The 15,951-nt window shown below is 68.3% G+C and carries 23 protein-coding genes; 19 read left to right on the top strand and 4 right to left on the bottom strand.

All coding sequences use genetic code 11. The features are described 5' to 3' along the window. From ACIGCK_RS04750 to ACIGCK_RS04705, 10 genes are all read left to right on the top strand, one after another. Positions 1–1,131 (top strand): hypothetical protein, encoded by a 1,131-nt coding sequence (locus tag ACIGCK_RS04750; protein WP_396664232.1) that lies wholly within the window; start codon positions 1–3, stop codon positions 1,129–1,131. Then, on the top strand, positions 1,131–1,673 hold the full coding sequence (locus tag ACIGCK_RS04745) for a hypothetical protein (RefSeq protein ID WP_396664230.1): 543 nt from the start codon (positions 1,131–1,133) through the stop codon (positions 1,671–1,673). Before ACIGCK_RS04750 ends, ACIGCK_RS04745 begins: the two co-directional genes overlap by 1 nt. Before the next feature lie 8 nt (positions 1,674–1,681). Then, positions 1,682–2,728 carry a hypothetical protein gene (locus ACIGCK_RS04740; RefSeq protein ID WP_396664228.1) on the top strand — a complete coding sequence of 349 codons (1,047 nt, stop codon included), beginning with the start codon at positions 1,682–1,684 and terminating at the stop codon, positions 2,726–2,728. 32 nt (positions 2,729–2,760) lie between these two features. Beyond that, positions 2,761–3,705: a M23 family metallopeptidase gene (locus tag ACIGCK_RS04735; RefSeq protein WP_396664226.1), complete on the top strand. Its 945-nt coding sequence runs from the start codon at positions 2,761–2,763 to the stop codon at positions 3,703–3,705. Continuing rightward, positions 3,702–4,157, top strand: coding sequence for a hypothetical protein (locus ACIGCK_RS04730; protein WP_396664224.1), 456 nt, complete (start codon positions 3,702–3,704; stop codon positions 4,155–4,157). The genes ACIGCK_RS04735 and ACIGCK_RS04730 overlap by 4 nt, the downstream gene beginning before the upstream one ends. Continuing rightward, positions 4,157–4,552, top strand: a complete 396-nt coding sequence (locus tag ACIGCK_RS04725) for a hypothetical protein (protein WP_396664223.1) — start codon at positions 4,157–4,159, stop codon at positions 4,550–4,552. Before ACIGCK_RS04730 ends, ACIGCK_RS04725 begins: the two co-directional genes overlap by 1 nt. Then, positions 4,549–4,860 carry a hypothetical protein gene (locus tag ACIGCK_RS04720; RefSeq protein ID WP_396664221.1) on the top strand — a complete coding sequence of 104 codons (312 nt, stop codon included), beginning with the start codon at positions 4,549–4,551 and terminating at the stop codon, positions 4,858–4,860. The genes ACIGCK_RS04725 and ACIGCK_RS04720 overlap by 4 nt, the downstream gene beginning before the upstream one ends. Before the next feature lie 25 nt (positions 4,861–4,885). Then, positions 4,886–6,607: an SGNH/GDSL hydrolase family protein gene (locus ACIGCK_RS04715; protein WP_396664219.1), complete on the top strand. Its 1,722-nt coding sequence runs from the start codon at positions 4,886–4,888 to the stop codon at positions 6,605–6,607. 106 nt (positions 6,608–6,713) lie between these two features. Then, a complete protein-coding gene (locus tag ACIGCK_RS04710) occupies positions 6,714–6,896 on the top strand; it encodes a hypothetical protein (RefSeq protein ID WP_396664218.1) in 183 nt (60 codons plus the stop codon). 137 nt (positions 6,897–7,033) lie between these two features. Next, entirely contained in the window at positions 7,034–7,255 is a 222-nt protein-coding gene (locus ACIGCK_RS04705; protein WP_396664216.1) for a helix-turn-helix domain-containing protein, read from the top strand. 89 nt (positions 7,256–7,344) lie between these two features. Here ACIGCK_RS04705 and ACIGCK_RS04700 read toward each other — a convergent pair whose 3' ends face one another. Continuing rightward, positions 7,345–8,355: a P63C domain-containing protein gene (locus ACIGCK_RS04700; protein WP_396664214.1), complete on the bottom strand. Its 1,011-nt coding sequence runs from the start codon at positions 8,353–8,355 to the stop codon at positions 7,345–7,347. A gap of 208 nt (positions 8,356–8,563) precedes the next feature. On the opposite strand from ACIGCK_RS04700, the gene ACIGCK_RS04695 reads away from it, so the two are divergent. The 7 genes from ACIGCK_RS04695 (at position 8,564) to ACIGCK_RS04665 (ending at position 11,725) form a co-directional block, all read left to right on the top strand. After that, a complete protein-coding gene (locus tag ACIGCK_RS04695) occupies positions 8,564–9,478 on the top strand; it encodes a tyrosine-type recombinase/integrase (protein ID WP_396664212.1) in 915 nt (304 codons plus the stop codon). Between the two features lie 29 nt (positions 9,479–9,507). Further along, positions 9,508–9,762 carry a hypothetical protein gene (locus ACIGCK_RS04690; protein WP_396664210.1) on the top strand — a complete coding sequence of 85 codons (255 nt, stop codon included), beginning with the start codon at positions 9,508–9,510 and terminating at the stop codon, positions 9,760–9,762. 45 nt (positions 9,763–9,807) lie between these two features. Next, complete coding sequence (locus tag ACIGCK_RS04685; protein ID WP_396664208.1) at positions 9,808–10,125, top strand: hypothetical protein; 318 nt, start codon at positions 9,808–9,810, stop codon at positions 10,123–10,125. Then, positions 10,125–10,676: a hypothetical protein gene (locus ACIGCK_RS04680; RefSeq protein ID WP_396664207.1), complete on the top strand. Its 552-nt coding sequence runs from the start codon at positions 10,125–10,127 to the stop codon at positions 10,674–10,676. Before ACIGCK_RS04685 ends, ACIGCK_RS04680 begins: the two co-directional genes overlap by 1 nt. Beyond that, positions 10,673–11,101: a hypothetical protein gene (locus ACIGCK_RS04675; RefSeq protein WP_396664206.1), complete on the top strand. Its 429-nt coding sequence runs from the start codon at positions 10,673–10,675 to the stop codon at positions 11,099–11,101. The genes ACIGCK_RS04680 and ACIGCK_RS04675 overlap by 4 nt, the downstream gene beginning before the upstream one ends. A gap of 214 nt (positions 11,102–11,315) precedes the next feature. Then, the gene (locus ACIGCK_RS04670) at positions 11,316–11,513 is read left to right on the top strand and encodes a hypothetical protein (RefSeq protein WP_396664204.1); all 198 of its coding nucleotides are present in this window, start codon (positions 11,316–11,318) and stop codon (positions 11,511–11,513) included. Beyond that, positions 11,504–11,725 carry a DUF3263 domain-containing protein gene (locus tag ACIGCK_RS04665; RefSeq protein ID WP_396664202.1) on the top strand — a complete coding sequence of 74 codons (222 nt, stop codon included), beginning with the start codon at positions 11,504–11,506 and terminating at the stop codon, positions 11,723–11,725. The genes ACIGCK_RS04670 and ACIGCK_RS04665 overlap by 10 nt, the downstream gene beginning before the upstream one ends. 314 nt (positions 11,726–12,039) lie before the next feature. On the opposite strand, the gene ACIGCK_RS04660 is transcribed toward ACIGCK_RS04665, so the two are convergent. Genes ACIGCK_RS04660 through ACIGCK_RS04650 form a run of 3 tightly spaced genes read right to left on the bottom strand, consistent with a single transcriptional unit; the run spans position 12,040 to position 14,482 of the window. After that, complete coding sequence (locus ACIGCK_RS04660) at positions 12,040–13,173, bottom strand: class I SAM-dependent methyltransferase (RefSeq protein ID WP_396664200.1); 1,134 nt, start codon at positions 13,171–13,173, stop codon at positions 12,040–12,042. Next, positions 13,170–13,676: a hypothetical protein gene (locus tag ACIGCK_RS04655; RefSeq protein ID WP_396664198.1), complete on the bottom strand. Its 507-nt coding sequence runs from the start codon at positions 13,674–13,676 to the stop codon at positions 13,170–13,172. The genes ACIGCK_RS04660 and ACIGCK_RS04655 overlap by 4 nt, the downstream gene beginning before the upstream one ends. Beyond that, a complete protein-coding gene (locus ACIGCK_RS04650; RefSeq protein WP_396664196.1) occupies positions 13,673–14,482 on the bottom strand; it encodes an EI24 domain-containing protein in 810 nt (269 codons plus the stop codon). Before ACIGCK_RS04650 ends, ACIGCK_RS04655 begins: the two co-directional genes overlap by 4 nt. A gap of 60 nt (positions 14,483–14,542) precedes the next feature. Here ACIGCK_RS04650 and ACIGCK_RS04645 point away from each other — a divergent pair, with 60 nt between their 5' ends. Both ACIGCK_RS04645 and ACIGCK_RS04640 read left to right on the top strand, forming a co-directional pair. Beyond that, positions 14,543–15,007 (top strand): DUF3817 domain-containing protein, encoded by a 465-nt coding sequence (locus ACIGCK_RS04645; protein ID WP_396664194.1) that lies wholly within the window; start codon positions 14,543–14,545, stop codon positions 15,005–15,007. A 16-nt stretch (positions 15,008–15,023) separates the two neighbouring features. Next, the gene (locus ACIGCK_RS04640) at positions 15,024–15,893 is read left to right on the top strand and encodes a hypothetical protein (RefSeq protein WP_396664193.1); all 870 of its coding nucleotides are present in this window, start codon (positions 15,024–15,026) and stop codon (positions 15,891–15,893) included. The last annotated feature ends 58 nt before the right edge of the window (positions 15,894–15,951 follow it).

Below are 15,951 nucleotides of genomic sequence, written 5' to 3'. Positions count from 1 at the left end.
ATGCCTCGCACATTCCTGTTCGAGACTCGCGGAGGCGCTGAGCTGGGTGAGTTCCAGCACACCTCCCTGTCGTGGCAGGTGCAGGCGAACACGGCCGAGACCGTCGACGTGACGATCGATCTGAACGACGTCGTCGAAGGGTCCCGTGACTGGGCGAACGCGGGCACACCGTGGAAGCACTCGATCGCGGTCGACGTCGGCGGGCGATGGTTCGGAGGTCCGATCCTCCCGCATGACCTGGACGGCGACGACGGATCGCTCAGGGTCACTGCCCGCGGGCTGCGGTTCCTGACCACCGGGCACCGTGTTCTGCCGTCAGCGGCGCTCACACAGTCGCTCGTGACCGCGGCGGGGGTCCCGGACACCAGCCTGGATACCTCGATCAGCGGCTTCGATCTCGGCACGATTGGGAAGAAGCTGCTGCAGCAGGCATGCGGATGGCCGGGTTGGACGGACATCCCGATCGAGTATCACGCCGACCGGGCCGGGACGCGGGAGCGCACCTACCCGGCGATCGAGCGGAAGAATCTCGAGGCGGCTCTGTCCGATCTGTCCGGGGTCGAGAACGGGCCCGACATTCGGCTGCAGCTCGTGCGCACGAGCCCCGACACGTTCGGGTGGGTGTACGAGTCCGGCTCCGAGGATCAGCCGCGGCTGCAGAGCGCGACGGCGCTGGCGTGGGAGCCGGCGCAGGGGTCTGGACTGAGGATCACGAAGGACCCGACGCAGATGGGTTCGGTCTCCTGGTCCGAGGGCGGACGCGCCGACGACACGACGCTCGTCGAAATGCTGTACGACCCGTATCTCGTGGATCGGGGATTCCCGCTGCTGCATCTGGACTCCGACGCGTCGACGAACACCGTCGACCCCGAGGTGCTCAGGGCGTGGAACGGGGAGACGTTGCGCACGGCGCGGCGGCCGTGGGAGTTCTGGTCGTTCCGTGTCCGCACGGATCGGTCGCCGTTCCCGTACGAGTACAACGTCGGGGACCTCATCGACGTCGTGATCGGGACGGACCGTGACGTGCCGGGCGGGTACATCCCGAAGGGAACCTACCAGCGTCGGATCGCGGGCATGTCCGGCGACGAAGAAGCCGAGTGGATCACGATCACGTGCGGGGAGGCTTACTGATGGCAGACCCGGCACCGGAACGTGCAGGGCTCGGCGCTCTTGTCGACCGGATCAAGAAGCTCGAGCGCGAGGTTCGCGACTTGAGGACCGCGTCCGGGACTCAGCGTGCGCAGGCCGTGTCGAAACTGACCCGACCTGATGTCGGATGGGCGGAGGCGTCCGGGTTCGACCTGAGCGCGATGCTGCCGGTCCAGTTCAACCTGCCCGTCCCGTCCGACATGGATTTCGTGAACATCTTCATCGTCGGGCACGTGGAGGCTCTGGATCAGACATCCGGTGGTCTCGCCGCGGCGCTCGCGTACATCGAGGTCAGCGGTGACGAACTCTCGTGGTCGCGTGGCCCGTTCTCCGCGTCGAAGGACGCCGGCGCGAGCGTCGTGAACAACGTGATCTCCCCGATCACTGGCTTCAGCCAGCCGGTGGTTCCCGAGACGTCGTTGCTGATCTCGATGAACGTGGAAGCGACGAACCCGAGCGCGTTCCCCGCCGACCCTGCCAACTTCGCGATCATCCAAGCCTTCGCGATCTTCTCGAAGTCCTAGGAGGACACATGACTCTCACCGGTTCAATGCCCACCGAGGACGCGACTGGCCTGTCGATCGATGACTGGCGGCTGATCCAGACGGGGATGGTCGCGAAGTTCGAGTCCGGGGCGCCGCGGGTTGGTGTGTTGCCTGCGCACACGGATCCGATTGTCACGGGCACGGGGGCGATGGAGTATTCGATCGCGGAGTTCCATGCGGTCACCTCCCGCACCGGCGTGGGCGTGGAGCATGTCGCGAATGACGGGCCGAGCACGGTCGCGACGACCGCGGCGCCCGCTTCGAACTCGCGTATCGACGTGATCTGGGTGCGGTCCCGGTTCGACATGTACACGGATTCCGGGGAGTACACCCCGGAGTTCGGTGTCACCCAGGGCGTTTCGTCGCTCACGCCGACCAAGCCGTCGATCCCCGCTGGCGCGTTGGAGCTCGCGACTGCTGTGGTCACGTCGAGCGACGTCGCCACGTCGACGACGGTGATTTCGCAGACGCACCCGTACACGTCCGCGGAGGGCGGCATCGTGCCGGTGCGGAACAACACGGAGCTGCAGGCGTGGACGCCTCGCGACGGGTCGTTCGCGGTTCGGTTGGACGACAACTGGCTGTTCCAGCGCGTGGGTGGCGTGTGGGTGCTGATGAGCGGCAAGTCACCCCGAGTGCGTCTGATCAAGACGGTCGACACGAGCACGTCACCGACGCCGGACACGTACCTGAATGTCGAGTTCGACAGCGAGACGTACGACGTCGGCGGGATGCATGATTCGGGGCTGCCCGAGCGGGCGGTCGCTCCTGTCTCCGGCTACTACCGTGTCGCGGCGCAGACCCGGGTGAACACGACCGGGTCCGCGAACCTCCGCATCGTCGTGAACTCGACGGTCATCGAGGGGTCGCTGATGTCGGTCGCGGGACAACCCTCCGCGGTGTTCGTGTCGATCTCGGACGAGCTGTATCTGAACGCGGGTGACTACGTTCGCATCCAGGTGGCGTCGAACGTGGGCAGTCAGCTGATCCCTGCGAACTTCTCCCGCATGGTCGTCGCGTACGCGGGCGCATGATGTGGTGTTGGCCTAACGGTTCGGCGAGCACGATGCCAGCACGCTCCGATGTGTTCGGTCCCCGCAAGCCGTACTACAAGAACGGCGTGCAGGTCACGGGTGGGCAGCACAACGGTGATGACTTCACGGGGCTCGGCACGGTCCGTGCGATCGGGCCCGGCACGGTCGTCGTAGCTGGCCGGGTAGCTGGATGGGGTGCGGCCGGTATCGAGGTAGTGATCGACCACGGCGGCGGGATCTTCTCCCGCTCCTGGCACCTCGCCGCGACCCTCGTCTCCGAGGGTGACGAGGTCGACGGCGGCACACCGATAGGACGTGAAGGTTCCACCGGTGTCACATTCGGCCGGCACCTACACCTGCAGGTGCACCGCGGTTCGTGGAAGACGAACGCGACAGCGATCTCTCCGTCCGAATTCATCCTGACCATGATCCAGACGCCCGCGGGGACGTGGGAGGCACCGTTCGAGGAGGACGACATGACCGACGAAGACCGCCGTTTGGCGCGGGCTCGGCACGAGGAGGCGATGTGGGAGCTCGCGTGTCTCCGCCCGATCAAGCTCTACGCGCTCGTCGACGAGGCCGGCGCCGGTGGGTGGCTGTGGGTCGGCCCGTCCGGGAAGTGGTGGGCGACCGGGCAGGACATGGGCGCCTATGTGGTCCTCGCGGACGCGCAGAAGCTGTCCCAGCCGCGCCCGATCCGCGCGATGCAGCAGGCCGAGTTCGACTACATGACGAAGCAGTTCCTGCCGATGCTGGCAGGCGGGGAGCCGTCGGATGCTGAGCGGGAGATGGAACAGCTCATGCAGCTCGACCCGGCCACGGTCTCCCAGATCGTCGAGGGTCTCGGGAACCGGCCCGCCGTGCTGACGGAGGCACAGCTCGCCGAGATTGCTGAGGCGGCCGCGAGGGGCGCGCAGGCCGGTGGCGCGCAGGGTGCACGGGAAGAGATCAAGAGCATCACCCTGGTCGTGCAGTGATGCGCTGGCTGTGGCGCCGATCGATCTGGCATCCGGACGCGATCCCACCGCTCGAAGCGAAGTATGCGACCCCCCTGAAGCGGGTCGTGTTCCCGCTGTTCAACGTCGCGATCATCCTCCTCGGGGTCGCTGGTGCTGTGCAGGGTTTCGACGCTGTCCGGCAGGCGATCCCGACCCCGTTCCCCACCGTCCTCTACGGGGCGTTCATCACGGGAGGTGCTGTCTGCATGGTCGGCTGCGCGTTCCCTCGGCTGTGGCCCGTGGAGATCGCGGGGAAGATGTTCCTGCTCGGGGTGCTGGCGGTGCTGATGATCACGATGCTCGTGACCGCTGCGAACAGCCCCGGACATCCAGGGTTCGCGGTCGCCGTGATCTTGGCGGTGATGATGTTGTTCCCCTCCCTGCGTCTTTGGATCCTCGGGATCGAGTGGGCGCCGCGTAGGACCACCTGATGGAGTGGCTGCCGATCGTCATCACCGGGCTGCTCGGAGGTGGTGGGCTCGGCGCGGTGCTGGTGTTCCTCGCGACGAGGCGCCGGGACTCGGACTCGGCGATCGCTGAACGGTTCGATGACGCATCCCAGCTCGCGCAGTACATCAGGGACGAAGTGGAACGTCAGGTCGCTCCGATCCGTGAAGAGCTCAAGGGCGTGAGGCGGGAGTCGCACGAGATGCACGACGCGGTCCGCGCCCACTTCACGCAGCTCTGGATCTGGGACCGGGAGGGCCGCAACGGCCCGCTGCCGTTGCTGCCGCTCGAGATCCTGAACCGCCTCGGGCTCGGCCATTTCGTGGCGAGCGCTTTCGAGGACACCGAACCCACCTCACCGAACAAGGAGCACTCATGACCCGTCAGGACCTCATCCTCGCCACGATCCGTACCGGTGTGCCGGCAGCGGTCGGATGGCTGCTCGCGCAGCTCATCACCCTGATCCCTGTGATCGGGAACGGGATCGCGTCGATCGACAGGATCCTCGCGACCTCGGCGCCCGGCTTCACGGTCTCGTACATCCTCGAGGCCGCAGCGATCGGCGCGGTCGTCGCCGCATACTACTGGGCCGTCCGCAAGCTCGGGCAGCGGTGGCCGATCGTCGAGCGGTTCCTCCTCGGTTCCGCGAAGCAGCCGGTCGCGTATTCCCAGCCGACCAACATCTGACCCTCCCTGATCTGAGGAGCCTGCCATGGCACTACCTGCCGGCGTGTCCACGTTCGAGCTCGAGTTCGGGAAGACCTTCGACTTCGAAGGCAACTCCCTCGCGACCACGATCACCGTCGTCCCCTCGCACGAGCTCGTGTGGGAAGCGACGGGGGATCGGGTGATCCCGCGTCCCCTGACGGTCACGGCCGCGGCGGGCGAGTTCGGGTCGATCCTGCTGCCCCACACGGACCAGGCCGGGTTCGTCGACACGAAGGGCAACGCGATCACGGACTGGTGGTACCGGATCACGTCTCGCGACAGTGCAGCCAACGGTCAGTCGATCCCGGGCGCTCCGGTGCGGGTTCTGCAGGCGACGTCGGACGTGACGAGCGTGGACCTGGACATGCTCCCGACGGATGGCGTGGTGGGGCCTGTGGGTTCCGTCGCGGGCCCTGCGGTGACGTCGGTGAACGGTGGGACGGGCGCGGTGACAGTCACCGCCGCCGGTGTCGGTGCGGTTCCGAACACGTCGGAGGGGCGTGAGGCGCTGGCCGCGTCAAGCGAACTAACTGGCGCTATTGCGGCGGCCGTGGATGCCTCGCGTACGGTCGGCGCGGGCACGTGGGCCACGCTCGGGGATTCGATCACCTCATACAACCAGCCGGTCAACTTTCAACAGCCGGGGTGGTTCTGGAGACTCGTCATGTATTCGCGCGGCCGGATGCGCCCCGAACCGTCAAAGGCGGTATTCGCTACCGGCGGGTTCACGTTGCAGAACATCATCGACACGCACCTCCCCGGACTAGAGGCCCTCACGGCACCTCCGGGGTTCGTGATCTGTGGGGGCGGGTCGAATGACCTCGCCGCCGCAGGCGGGGCCACCTACGCAGCAGACCCGCAGCTCACAAAAGATAGTCTGGATGAGATCATCTCGCGGGTTCTCGCGCTCGGCGCTCAGCCCGTGCTCGTCAAGGTGCCGCCGCGCTCAGGGTCAGTCCAGATCGCGGCGAACGTGCTCGATTGGAACGCGCACGTCGAGGAAACCGCCCGCACCCGAGGATTCAAGATCCTCGACATGTTCACGCCGCTGTCCGCGAACCCCGCAGACGGTGGTGCGCGCAAGCCCGGCACCTATCAATCAGACGACGCGGACACGACTCACCCGAACAAGATCGGGCACGACTACATCGCCCGATACAACGCGGGTCTTGCCGATCTTTCGGCCTCGCGACTCGACCTGTCGGCTCCGCTATGGGAGACGGCGCTACTCGCTGATGGTGTGTCCCGCTTCCTCACCGACGCTGACAGCAACGGAATCTCAGACGGCTGGGGTACGGGCGGCACGACCACGGGCGTCACGTTCGCGCGGGAGGCGGTCGCGGCGGGCGAGGAGGCGACGGGCTTCTGGCAGCGGATCAACGTGCCAGCGAACACAGCGGCGTCCGGCTGGATTCAGACGGGCATCGGGACGGGGTGGGCACCCGGCGACAGGCTCCGCATTCGCACTCGCCTGCGCGCTGCGGGCGTCAACGGGTCAACGTATGGATACAGCATCGGACTTGTGTGCGTCTCACCGACCTCAACACAGGGCGTGGTGGATCAGGTACGCGACATGCCAGACGGTGAAGTCGACGCTTACGCCACGATCCCAGCAGGGACGACGGGCCTATACGTTCGCATCCTCTGGGCGACGGTCAACCCGTCCGCGCAGGTACTTCGGATCGCGAACGTGCGCGTGGACAACCTCAGCGTGGTGCCGAGTTGACCGGCGCTTATGCGCGCTGATTGAAAGTCACACCCTGGACCGTCTGACCGCACCTATACCGCTCACAATGTTGCGGTTGTGCGCTACGCCTTGTAGGCTGTAGCGCATGACCGCAACAGGTGGAGTCGCCCGATACAACGTCTGCCAGATCAGCGGTCGGTACTACGTCAACGACCCCGACACGATGACAGCGGCCCCCTTCCCGACCATGCGCGGCGCGGAACGCGCTTCCCGCCAGCTCAACAAGGGCCAGTGCCGTCGCGAAGAACTGCAGTGGATCGATCTGTGACCGAGCGCGATCCGTACGCGGACTGCGTCTGCAATCACGGGAGGCCCACACACGTCCGCTTCACGGGCGCGTGCGGGCTCTGCAGCTGCCCCTATCTCAGGCAGGCCGAACCGCAACCAGCCGATACTCTCGGGGCTGTGACTCCGCAGCATCGTGGCTTCCTCTCCGACACCGACCGCGCCCGTATCGTGGCCGCGATCGACGCCCGCGACACCGCCGAGCGGGAGTTGCGGGAATCGGTCCTCCAGGCCGCTCGGAATGGTGCGTCGGTGCGGGAGATGGCCGACTCGCTCGACGTGTCGACGAACACGATCTCGCGGTGGAAGCGGGAAGCTGTAGCGGCAGAACGCGAGAGCTAATAGCGCACCGATAGATCCACATCAACAAGCCCCTCGGGCTCGCCTTCACCGGCGGGCCCGAGGGGCTTTCGTCGTTGTCGCCTCGAGCGTCAGAGCCCGAAGTCGGTATCGCTCATCCACAAGGGCACGTTCCCCTTGTAGGACGGATGGATGGTGTCCAGCTTCGCCTTGAAGTCGCTCCAATCGGTGGAGATCTTCATTAGCGTGACGACGCTGCCGAGGTGCTCACGTAGCTTTGGGTACCCTGTCGTCGAGGTGAGGTGCTGGAACATCTTCCCGGACTTCTCCGCCTTCTTCTGGGCGGCCTTCAGCTCATCCTTCACACCTGGGGCGAGTCGGTCGTAGATGATGTCGTTCGTGAGATTGCCGAAGTACTGCGGTCGCTGCACCGACATCGGGTTGTAGGGGACGCCACGTAGCCTGCAGAGCTCGCGGTAGTAATCGGGGCCGAAGGTCTTTACCCACGGTTGCAGCTCGCGAGCGACGAACGCCTCGAGGATCTTGCTCAGCGCGTCCTTCGTCCGGATGTCCTGATAGCCGGTCGCCTCGTCGACGAGCGCGATGATGCCGACGTGAGCGAGCGCGCGGACGAGAATCTCAGCCTGCACGGCGATGTGCCGCTGGTTGGGAGGGAGCGCACCTTCCTGGCGAGCGGCGAGGTAGATCTCGCAGATCGTCGGCAGTAGGTCGGCGCGGTAGCCGTTCGCGCGAACACCATTGGGAAGGCGAAAGGAGATGGGCTGAGCCTGGTCAATCACTGCGTCCGGGATGAACGGGCGGATGGACTTCGCTCGGAGGATCGGCGGCAGAGACCCGTCCGACCCTTCCGCGCCAGGGACGCGCTTCGAACGGCCGATGGCGGTCAGCATGCTCGCCTGCGTGATGACGCGGGTGTCATCGTCGAGTACGTAGCACTCAATTTCAGTGTCGCCGATCCTAAGGGGGCTGTCCGGCGAGCCGGCCAAAACCTCGCGCACCGGCTCCGTGCTCCACCGCGCTTCAGCTGCCTTCTTCGCGCTGGCGGACCTCTCCGCGGCCGTCATCTTTTCCGCGCGGGCCTTGCCGCCTATCGCTCTGCCCATGATGTCTGTCTCGATCACAGCTCGCCGTCCAATCCGAGGGGAAATTGCGTGCAAGCGAGACGGTAGCACGCATTTCAGACAAGTGTGCGTGCAACATTGGAGATTCGTGCGAATGCCCCTCGCCGTCAGAAGGACGGGCCTAGGATGTCGCTCAACAGAAGCGCCCCCGCCGCTGTTGGAGCAGAGACGGGGGCTGACGAACCCTGATGAGACCAGGAGTCCGACGATGGATCAGACTATCTCCGCGCGCTCGCGCACCGCCACACGCCACCCCGCCGTGGTCACCTTCCTAGCCCGCTACACGGGGCCCTCGCGGAAGACGTACGACGCCGCGATCCGCCGCTACCTCGCCTGGTGCGAGCTCGAGCAGCTCGACCCGTTCACCGCGACCCGCGCCGACGTCGAGACGTACTCCCACTGGCTGCAAGAGCACGAGGGCCTGAAACGCTCCACCGTGGGCGGGTACCTCGCGATGCTCTCCGCGTTCTACAAGGTCGCGGTCGTCGACGGGTGGGTCGACCGCGACCCGATGCTCATGGTCCGCCGCCCGAAGGTCCGCTACGACGACAACCGGCTCACCGGACTCAGCTCCCACGACCTCGAGCACCTCGTGCTCACCGCGTCTCGGAGATCCCGCACCCACGTCGCCCTGGTGCTGCTCCTCGGAATGCTCGGCCTCCGCGCATCCGAAGCCGCCGGTGTGAGCATCGAGGACTTCGCCGGGTACGACCGCGGCCACCGCGTGCTCCGCCTGGTCGGGAAGGGCAGCAAGCCCGCCACCGTCCCGCTCCCGCCGCTGATCTTCCAAGCCCTCGACGCCGCCGCCGGCGACCGCCGACAAGGGCCCCTGCTCACCACCCGCACCGGCAACCGCCTCAGCCGCCACGACGTCTTCCGATGGGTGCGGACCCTCGGCCATCAGGCCGGGCTCGGGACCATCGGCCCCCACCAACTCCGGCACGCCGCAGTCACCGCCGCGCTCGACGCCGGCGCCGACCACCGCGACGTGCAAGAGTTCGGACGGTGGGCCGACGGGCGCATGATCCCCCGCTACGACCGCAACCGGCACAACCTCGACCGCCACGCCTCCTACCGCGTCGCCGCGCACCTCTCCTCCATCGCCGCGACCATCGCCGCGTGAACGTCGGCGGCGAGGACCATGATGCTCCCGTGTGGCATCCGATCCTCGTCGCCGAAGAACGCACCCCCGCCGTGTGGACGCTGGTCGACGGCCTCGCGCGCGACTACGCGACGATCGAGCTGCGCCGCACGCCCGACGGGCCCCGCTATCGGGTCGAGTACCGCGGTGAGCTGATCGGGTGGGCGGTGTCGCTGCGGGTCGCGTGCGAGCGCGCGCACCGGGCGTTCCTCTCCGATCACGGGCCCGCGCCGTTCCCCGGCTACCCGGCGTACATCGCCAAGTGATTCAGTCCTCGCCGAGCAGATTCCTCGATCTGCAATACTGACCGTGTGGAATCAAACGAGTTCGCTGTCCAGCTTCAGTGGGTGGGCGACATGGCTTCGCCGCCGTCCCCGGTGAATCAGATCCTGATTACCGCGGATGCACCTGTCTCGGGCCACCCTGTTCCGGACGCGCATATCTTGAGCTTCGGGTTCGTCTCTCCTCCCGCGATTCCCGGCGAGCTCTCGCCCTCGCAGATCGCTCAGCTACAGAGTCAGCCGCTACCCGTGATCCCAGCCGGACGATTCTTCATCACGACTGACCGGCTGAGAGAGTTCAGGGACGTGATCAGCGGACACCTCGCGCGTTTGGAGGGGCAGGGCTGATGCAGTTCACCGTCGCATCGGCGGCGGGAGCGGTCATCCTAACGCTTGCGGGCACTCCGGTTCCTGCGGTCGCCGCTCGACAGGACTCAACTGTCATCCCGCCCGCACACGTCGCGTCATGGATGAGCTCGACGACATCCCGCAGCGCTCTTTGGCTATTGCCCCCGGCGGAACGATGGGGCATCATTTCGGGCATGGTCAGGGCTGCGCTGGGGGAAGCGCGGGACGAAGGAAACGCTGTCGGGGTGGTTGCCTCGCAACAGGCGTACGGGGTCGCGGCTGCACTGAATGCGCCGGGCGCGCCGATGCCAGCTATCACGGACAACGAGGTCGGTGGCGTCGTTTTCTACTGGAAGGGCGCAAAGCGGGAGATCGAGATCGAACTCGACCCCGACAGCTCCTATTTCGTCCGCATCAAGAACGAAGGCGAGACCACCTTCTCTCGAGAGGGATTCGGCGCCGTGCCGATGGAGGCGGTCAACGTAGCTCTGCGCGATTGGGCCAACGAGAGATTGGGTGCGTCCAATCCCAGTTTTCCGCGTTCGGCATGACCGAGCGGATCGACATCGACAGCCTCCCGGACGCTGACCCGAGCCTGTCTTACGCGCGGCGGTTGTTGCCATCATGCGTGACGCGCAATGTCGACACCGGTGAGACTGTCCTGATTCCGCACAAGGCCTTCGTCTTCAATCCCGATCTGTCCATACATCAGGAGCTGATTGTCCGGTCGCTGGGGTCGACGATTGAGCGGGAGTACAACGTGCCCCCCAACGGCGCTCTGTATGTACCAGTCCATCTGCTCACGTCTACCGGTGCCCTGCTGAAGGCCACCCCTCACGACGACGAGCCGGTGCTCGGGCCGGCGCACCATTCGCTGTTCGGGAAGAGCAGAACTCCAAGCAAGACGGATAAGGCTGCAATGCGCGACGTACTCCTTGGTGCCAGCGTGTGGATGGCTACTCCATCCGCGGCGTAGCTCCTGCCCTCGTGCGCGGGCTGCGATCCTCGCGCTGGTGTGACGCGCGCATCACCTACCCGGTGATGTAGATGACCCCGCACGGGCGGCACGCGACCGCTGGCCCGTCGTCGACCATCACTGTGCCGCACGACGGGCACCACGGCTGCGCACCCGTGTCGTTCATGCCGCTGAAGGTACGCGCGTGTCGGTGCCCTCAGCGAGGGTTATCCACATGACCGATCAGGATCCTTTCGCGCGCGCTTTCGTCCTCGGCCAGGACCACGCCGAGGAGCAGCATCACACCCGCAGGCGTGTGCGCTTACACTCCGGGCACCAGGTGGCCGCGGCGCTCGGCGTGAATGCTGCCGACGTCGCGACGATCGTGCAACTGCGTGAGCGGTACTCGGCGGGCTGGGCGTCGTGGGCGTGACGCCCGGTGCGCTGCTCGAGCTCGAGGCGAGGTGGCCGGTCCACTCCGGCGCGAAGGAGACCGCGATCCTCGACGGGCTCGGCATCCGGCCGGCCCGCTTCTACCAGCTGCTGCATCGGGCGGCTGCATCGGTGGAGGGTCAGGCGGCCGATCCGATCACCGCACACCGGGTGCTGCGGCGTGCCGCTCGCGCGCGGCGTCGGGCGGCGTGACGTGCCCACATCTTGCCCACACTTTGCCCACCACATGCACCCATGAGGCACCCTGAAAGACCGCGATAACCCGCGTGATCATGCGGCGAGCGGCTGGCCGACAGGGGCGTGTGGAGAACCACGACTTCTTCTCGGGGTCGGGCTCGTCGTACGTCATCGGCAAGGCCGAGGCCACGGAAGACGACGACTGGGACTTCTGAGCGCGTAGCGTCCCGCGCCGAAACACCACTTTCGCGTCGAAACACCGTTCGTCGGACGGTGGTTCGGCGCGGATGTGGTGTTTCGGCGGCTGAAGCGGGCGCGGGGCGGGGCACTCAGCGGCGGGTGGAGGCCGTGAGCGTGAACTTCGGGGTGCGGGCGATCTGACGCGTGGGGCCGACGAGGCGCTCGAGCGATGCGCGGTACTGCAGGGCCGAGTTCCAGACGGTCCACAGTTCGCCCCCGGGGCGCAGCACGCGCGCCGCATCGGCGAACAGGTGCCGCGCGATCGTCTCGTCGATGGCCGATCCGCGATGAAACGGCGGATTCAGGGCGACGAACGACACGCTCGCGTCGGGCAGAGCCGAGAGCGCGTCGTCGCGGGCGACCGACATCCGGTCGTCGACGCCGTTCGCGGCCGCGGTCGCGCGCGCCGAGGCGACGGCGGCCGATGACTCGTCCGACGCGTAGACGCGCAGTCCCGGATGCCGCAGGGCCAGCGTCGCGCCGACGATCCCCGTGCCGCACGCCAGGTCGATCGCCGCATCGTCCGCGGCGCCCGGGATCGCCTCCGGCAGGTGGTCGAGCAGCAGCCTCGTGCCGATGTCGATCGACGTCCCCGCGAACACGCCCCCGAACGCGCACACGACGACGCCGACGTGCTCGGCCCGGGCGGGACCGGGATCGCGGCCGTCGTGCGGCTCCCGTGCGATCAGCACCCGCGACTTCTGGCGCGCGTGCGTCACGTCGACGCGGCCGAAGCGCTCGCGCAGCACGTCGTTCATGCCGAGGCTCATGTGCTTGATCCGGCCGCCCGCGAACACGACGACCTCGGGCGCCGCGTGTGCCGCGATCAGGCCCGCGACGTCGCGGAGCGCCTCGAGCGATCGCGGCAGGCGCAGCAGCACGACACGGGCGCCGCGCACGAGCTCGGCATCGAGAGCGAGGGAGGCGACGGATGCCGCGTGGCCCGTCGCCGCCGCGTTCCGGGCGAGGGCGTGCTCTCCGAGCAGAGAGTCCTGATGCACACGGACGATGCCGCCCGTGACGCCCGTCTCCGCCGCCTCCGCCGCGACGGAGAGCGCGAGGGCGCCGTACGTGTCGCCGATCACTACGACCTCGCCCCGGCGGAGGCCGCCGCGCTCCGCCGCGGACTCGTCCAGGAGCAGCCGATCGGCGGCGTCGTGGGCCCGAGGGGCGGCATCCCCGGAGTCCGGGAATGGGCTCAGGGTGTCGAGGTCGAGACTCACCGCGGGGGCGACGGGTGCGGCTCGGCGCTTCGCCGCCGCCGGATGAGCGCGCCGATCCACTCGACCACGAGCCATCCCCAGACGCCGAGCCACGCGATCGCCGCGGCGATGCTGATGACCCCCGAGAGCATGCCGAGAACCGGGTCGGAGGCGGCTCCGACCAGGTACATGAAGGAGGATCCCCAGGACGAATCGCCGCCGTCGACGAAGAAGAGCCCGGTCGCGAGAACGCCGCCCGATGTCAGCCACGCCGCGATGAGCGCGCGACGGCGTGCCGTGCCCGCCCGGAACAGGGCGCGCCCACCGAAGAATCCCATGGCCGCCACGACCACCTGCACGACGTATCCGATCGCGAGGAGGGGCGACGCGAAGAGGACGAAGAACAGCATCCAGCCCGGCCAGGCGATCTTGATCGCGATCGCGGCGAGCGGCAGGACGACGAGGGCGATGCCCGCCGCCAGCAGCGCGGAATCGGAACGGGACCCGGGTGCGACCGTACTCATGATCCGATCCTGGCAGAGCGTCCGGGTCCGTCGCGCTCGACCCGCGGATCGACCGGTCGGTGCCCGGCCGCGGCGGTGCTGTTCTCGGCGAGCAGCGACCGTGCGAGCAGCGTCGAACCCGCGACGGCTGCGGGCATGCTCGCCACGGCGCCGAGCGGAACGAGAAAGCACAGCTGGGTCGCGACGCCGAAGCCCAGGGCCCGCGCTCGGTGCGCGCGCAGCAGGCGCCGCCGCTGCGGCCCCGGGATGCCGCGGGCCGACAGCGCCCGCGAGCTCAGCTCGTCGGCGAGCAGCCACCCCGTCAGCGTCACGCCCACGATCGCCCCGAGAGCGCCGCCGACGACCGGGACGAGCCCCGTGAGCCCCGCGAGCAGCGCGACACCCACGCCGCGCGCGACGAGGGCGACCGCGTCGCCGACGCCGCGCCAGAACCCGTAGGTCGAGTCCTGCGGCGGGTCGCCCGCCTCCCGTTCCACCGCGCGCCAGATGCGTTCGTAGAACGGCTCGCCCACGACGAGGGTCGCGGCCGTGAACGACACCGCGACGATCACGAGCGCGCCGCCCAGCATCGCGGTGCCCGCGGCGATGCGGATGACGCCCGCCCACAGCCCGGGCCATCCCTCCGCGAACGGGGTCACGGACGCTGCCAGGGCGGGAAGGTTCACGGCGAGGGCGATGAGGCCCGTCAGCAGCAGCGCCCCGACGATCGCCGCGGGGAGCAGCCCGAGCGCCATCGCCCCGGGGCGTCGCCGCCAGAAGGAGAACCCGCGGCCGAGCAGGGCCGCGCCGTGGAGGAACTCGCGCATCGTCACCAGGGTACGACGCGAGGTGTCCGTAGGCTGGGGGGAGAGCCCCCGAGGAGAGCCGTGTTCCACACCCCCCTGTCGCTGTTCCGCACGCTGGCGATCGCGGAGGCGGTCTCGTGGACCCTGCTGATCGGCGGCCTCGTGCTCCGTGCGACGGCCGACCTCCCCCTCGCGGTGACGATCGGCGGCGGCATCCACGGATTTGTCTTCCTGGCGTACGGCGCCACCGCCGTGCTCGTCGCGGCGAACCAGCGCTGGGGCGCCGTGCCCACCGTCGTCGCGATCGCGAGCGCCGTCATCCCGTACGCCACGATCCCGACCGAGATCTGGCTGCATCGGACGGGCCGCCTGCGGGGCGACTGGCGCCGGGAGGCGGGCGCGGACCCGCGGGATTCCGCGTGGCACGACCGCCTGATGCGCTGGTTCCTGCGCCGGCCCTGGGTGCTCGGCCTGCTGCTGGCCGCCGCGGTCGCGCTGATCTTCGTCGTGCTGCTCATCGTCGGCCCGCCGGGCGGGCGGGACTGACCGGGGAGCGGTCCGGATGAGGCTCCGGACGACGTCGACCCAGCGGACGTACCGCTACGTGCGCCTGAGCCTCGTGGGAGCCGTCGTGCTCCTGGGGGTCGCGTTCGCCGCGGTGTCGGTCGCGCAGGGGCCGCCCGCCTCGCTCAGCGCCGCCTTCTACACGCCCGCGCGGGACGTGTTCGTGGGCGCGGTCTTCGCCGTCTCGCTCGCCCTGCTCGCGCTGTCGGGGCGCAGCGTCGAGCAGGCACTGCTGGATTACGCGGCCATCCTCGCGCCGCTCATCGCCATCGTGCCCACCCCCCTCGCGGTGGGAGACGTGCCGGGGTTCGCCTCCTCCTGCCTCGACACCGCGCCGTGCGTGCCCGCCGCCTTCCTCCCCGGGATCGCCGTGGGGGTGGCGGCGCTCGTCGTCGTCGGGTCCGCGGGCGTCGTGACCGCCGTCGTCCTCGCGCTCGTGCAGGGCACGTGCTCGCGCGGATTCGTGCTCGCCGCCTCTGGAGCAGGCGTGCTCGTCGTGGCGGTGGCCCTCTGGGCGCTGCTGGATGCCGAGGGCTTCGTGCGGGGCGCGCACCTGGCCGCGGCGGTGGCATTCTTCGGCCTCATCGCGGCCGTCGCGGCGCTGGCCGCCTTCGCCCCCGCGGGCGCCCGCGCGCGCGGAGGCGTCCGTGCGCTGTACTCGGTCGTCGCCGTCGGCATCGCGATCACGGTGCTGGCGCTGCTCGCGGCCATCGTCGCGACGCTCGCGGGTGCGGATCTCGGTGCAACGGGGGTGCCCGTCGTCCTCGTCGGGGAGGTCGTGGTGCTCGTGTTCTTCGCCGTTTTCTGGGTGGCGCAGACCGTGGAGCTGTGGGACGACCCGGACCTGGGTGTGGACGCCCGGGAATAGTCCGAGAGCCGTCGCGTTGACTTGATACTGACGTGCTCAACTTTTAAAGTTGACACAA

Source organism: Microbacterium sp. NPDC078428, assembly GCF_044542535.1.
In the GTDB taxonomy this organism is placed as follows: Bacteria; Actinomycetota; Actinomycetes; order Actinomycetales; family Microbacteriaceae; genus Microbacterium; species Microbacterium limosum.
Note: the sequence above shows the minus strand (reverse complement) of the source record. Positions and strands in the feature narration are given on the sequence as shown.

Excerpts from the sequence above, each read along its gene's own strand:
- ACIGCK_RS04750 (WP_396664232.1), top strand. The coding sequence starts at position 1 with ATGCCTCGCACATTCCTGTTCGAGACTCGCGGAGGCGCTGAGCTGGGT.
- ACIGCK_RS04745 (WP_396664230.1), top strand. The coding sequence starts at position 1,131 with ATGGCAGACCCGGCACCGGAACGTGCAGGGCTCGGCGCTCTTGTCGAC.
- ACIGCK_RS04740 (WP_396664228.1), top strand. The coding sequence starts at position 1,682 with ATGACTCTCACCGGTTCAATGCCCACCGAGGACGCGACTGGCCTGTCG.
- ACIGCK_RS04735 (WP_396664226.1), top strand. The coding sequence starts at position 2,761 with ATGCCAGCACGCTCCGATGTGTTCGGTCCCCGCAAGCCGTACTACAAG.
- ACIGCK_RS04725 (WP_396664223.1), top strand. The coding sequence starts at position 4,157 with ATGGAGTGGCTGCCGATCGTCATCACCGGGCTGCTCGGAGGTGGTGGG.
- ACIGCK_RS04720 (WP_396664221.1), top strand. The coding sequence starts at position 4,549 with ATGACCCGTCAGGACCTCATCCTCGCCACGATCCGTACCGGTGTGCCG.
- ACIGCK_RS04715 (WP_396664219.1), top strand. The coding sequence starts at position 4,886 with ATGGCACTACCTGCCGGCGTGTCCACGTTCGAGCTCGAGTTCGGGAAG.
- ACIGCK_RS04710 (WP_396664218.1), top strand. The coding sequence starts at position 6,714 with ATGACCGCAACAGGTGGAGTCGCCCGATACAACGTCTGCCAGATCAGC.
- ACIGCK_RS04695 (WP_396664212.1), top strand. The coding sequence starts at position 8,564 with ATGGATCAGACTATCTCCGCGCGCTCGCGCACCGCCACACGCCACCCC.
- ACIGCK_RS04680 (WP_396664207.1), top strand. The coding sequence starts at position 10,125 with ATGCAGTTCACCGTCGCATCGGCGGCGGGAGCGGTCATCCTAACGCTT.
- ACIGCK_RS04675 (WP_396664206.1), top strand. The coding sequence starts at position 10,673 with ATGACCGAGCGGATCGACATCGACAGCCTCCCGGACGCTGACCCGAGC.
- ACIGCK_RS04670 (WP_396664204.1), top strand. The coding sequence starts at position 11,316 with ATGACCGATCAGGATCCTTTCGCGCGCGCTTTCGTCCTCGGCCAGGAC.
- ACIGCK_RS04655 (WP_396664198.1), bottom strand. The coding sequence starts at position 13,676 with ATGAGTACGGTCGCACCCGGGTCCCGTTCCGATTCCGCGCTGCTGGCG.
- ACIGCK_RS04650 (WP_396664196.1), bottom strand. The coding sequence starts at position 14,482 with ATGCGCGAGTTCCTCCACGGCGCGGCCCTGCTCGGCCGCGGGTTCTCC.
- ACIGCK_RS04640 (WP_396664193.1), top strand. The coding sequence starts at position 15,024 with ATGAGGCTCCGGACGACGTCGACCCAGCGGACGTACCGCTACGTGCGC.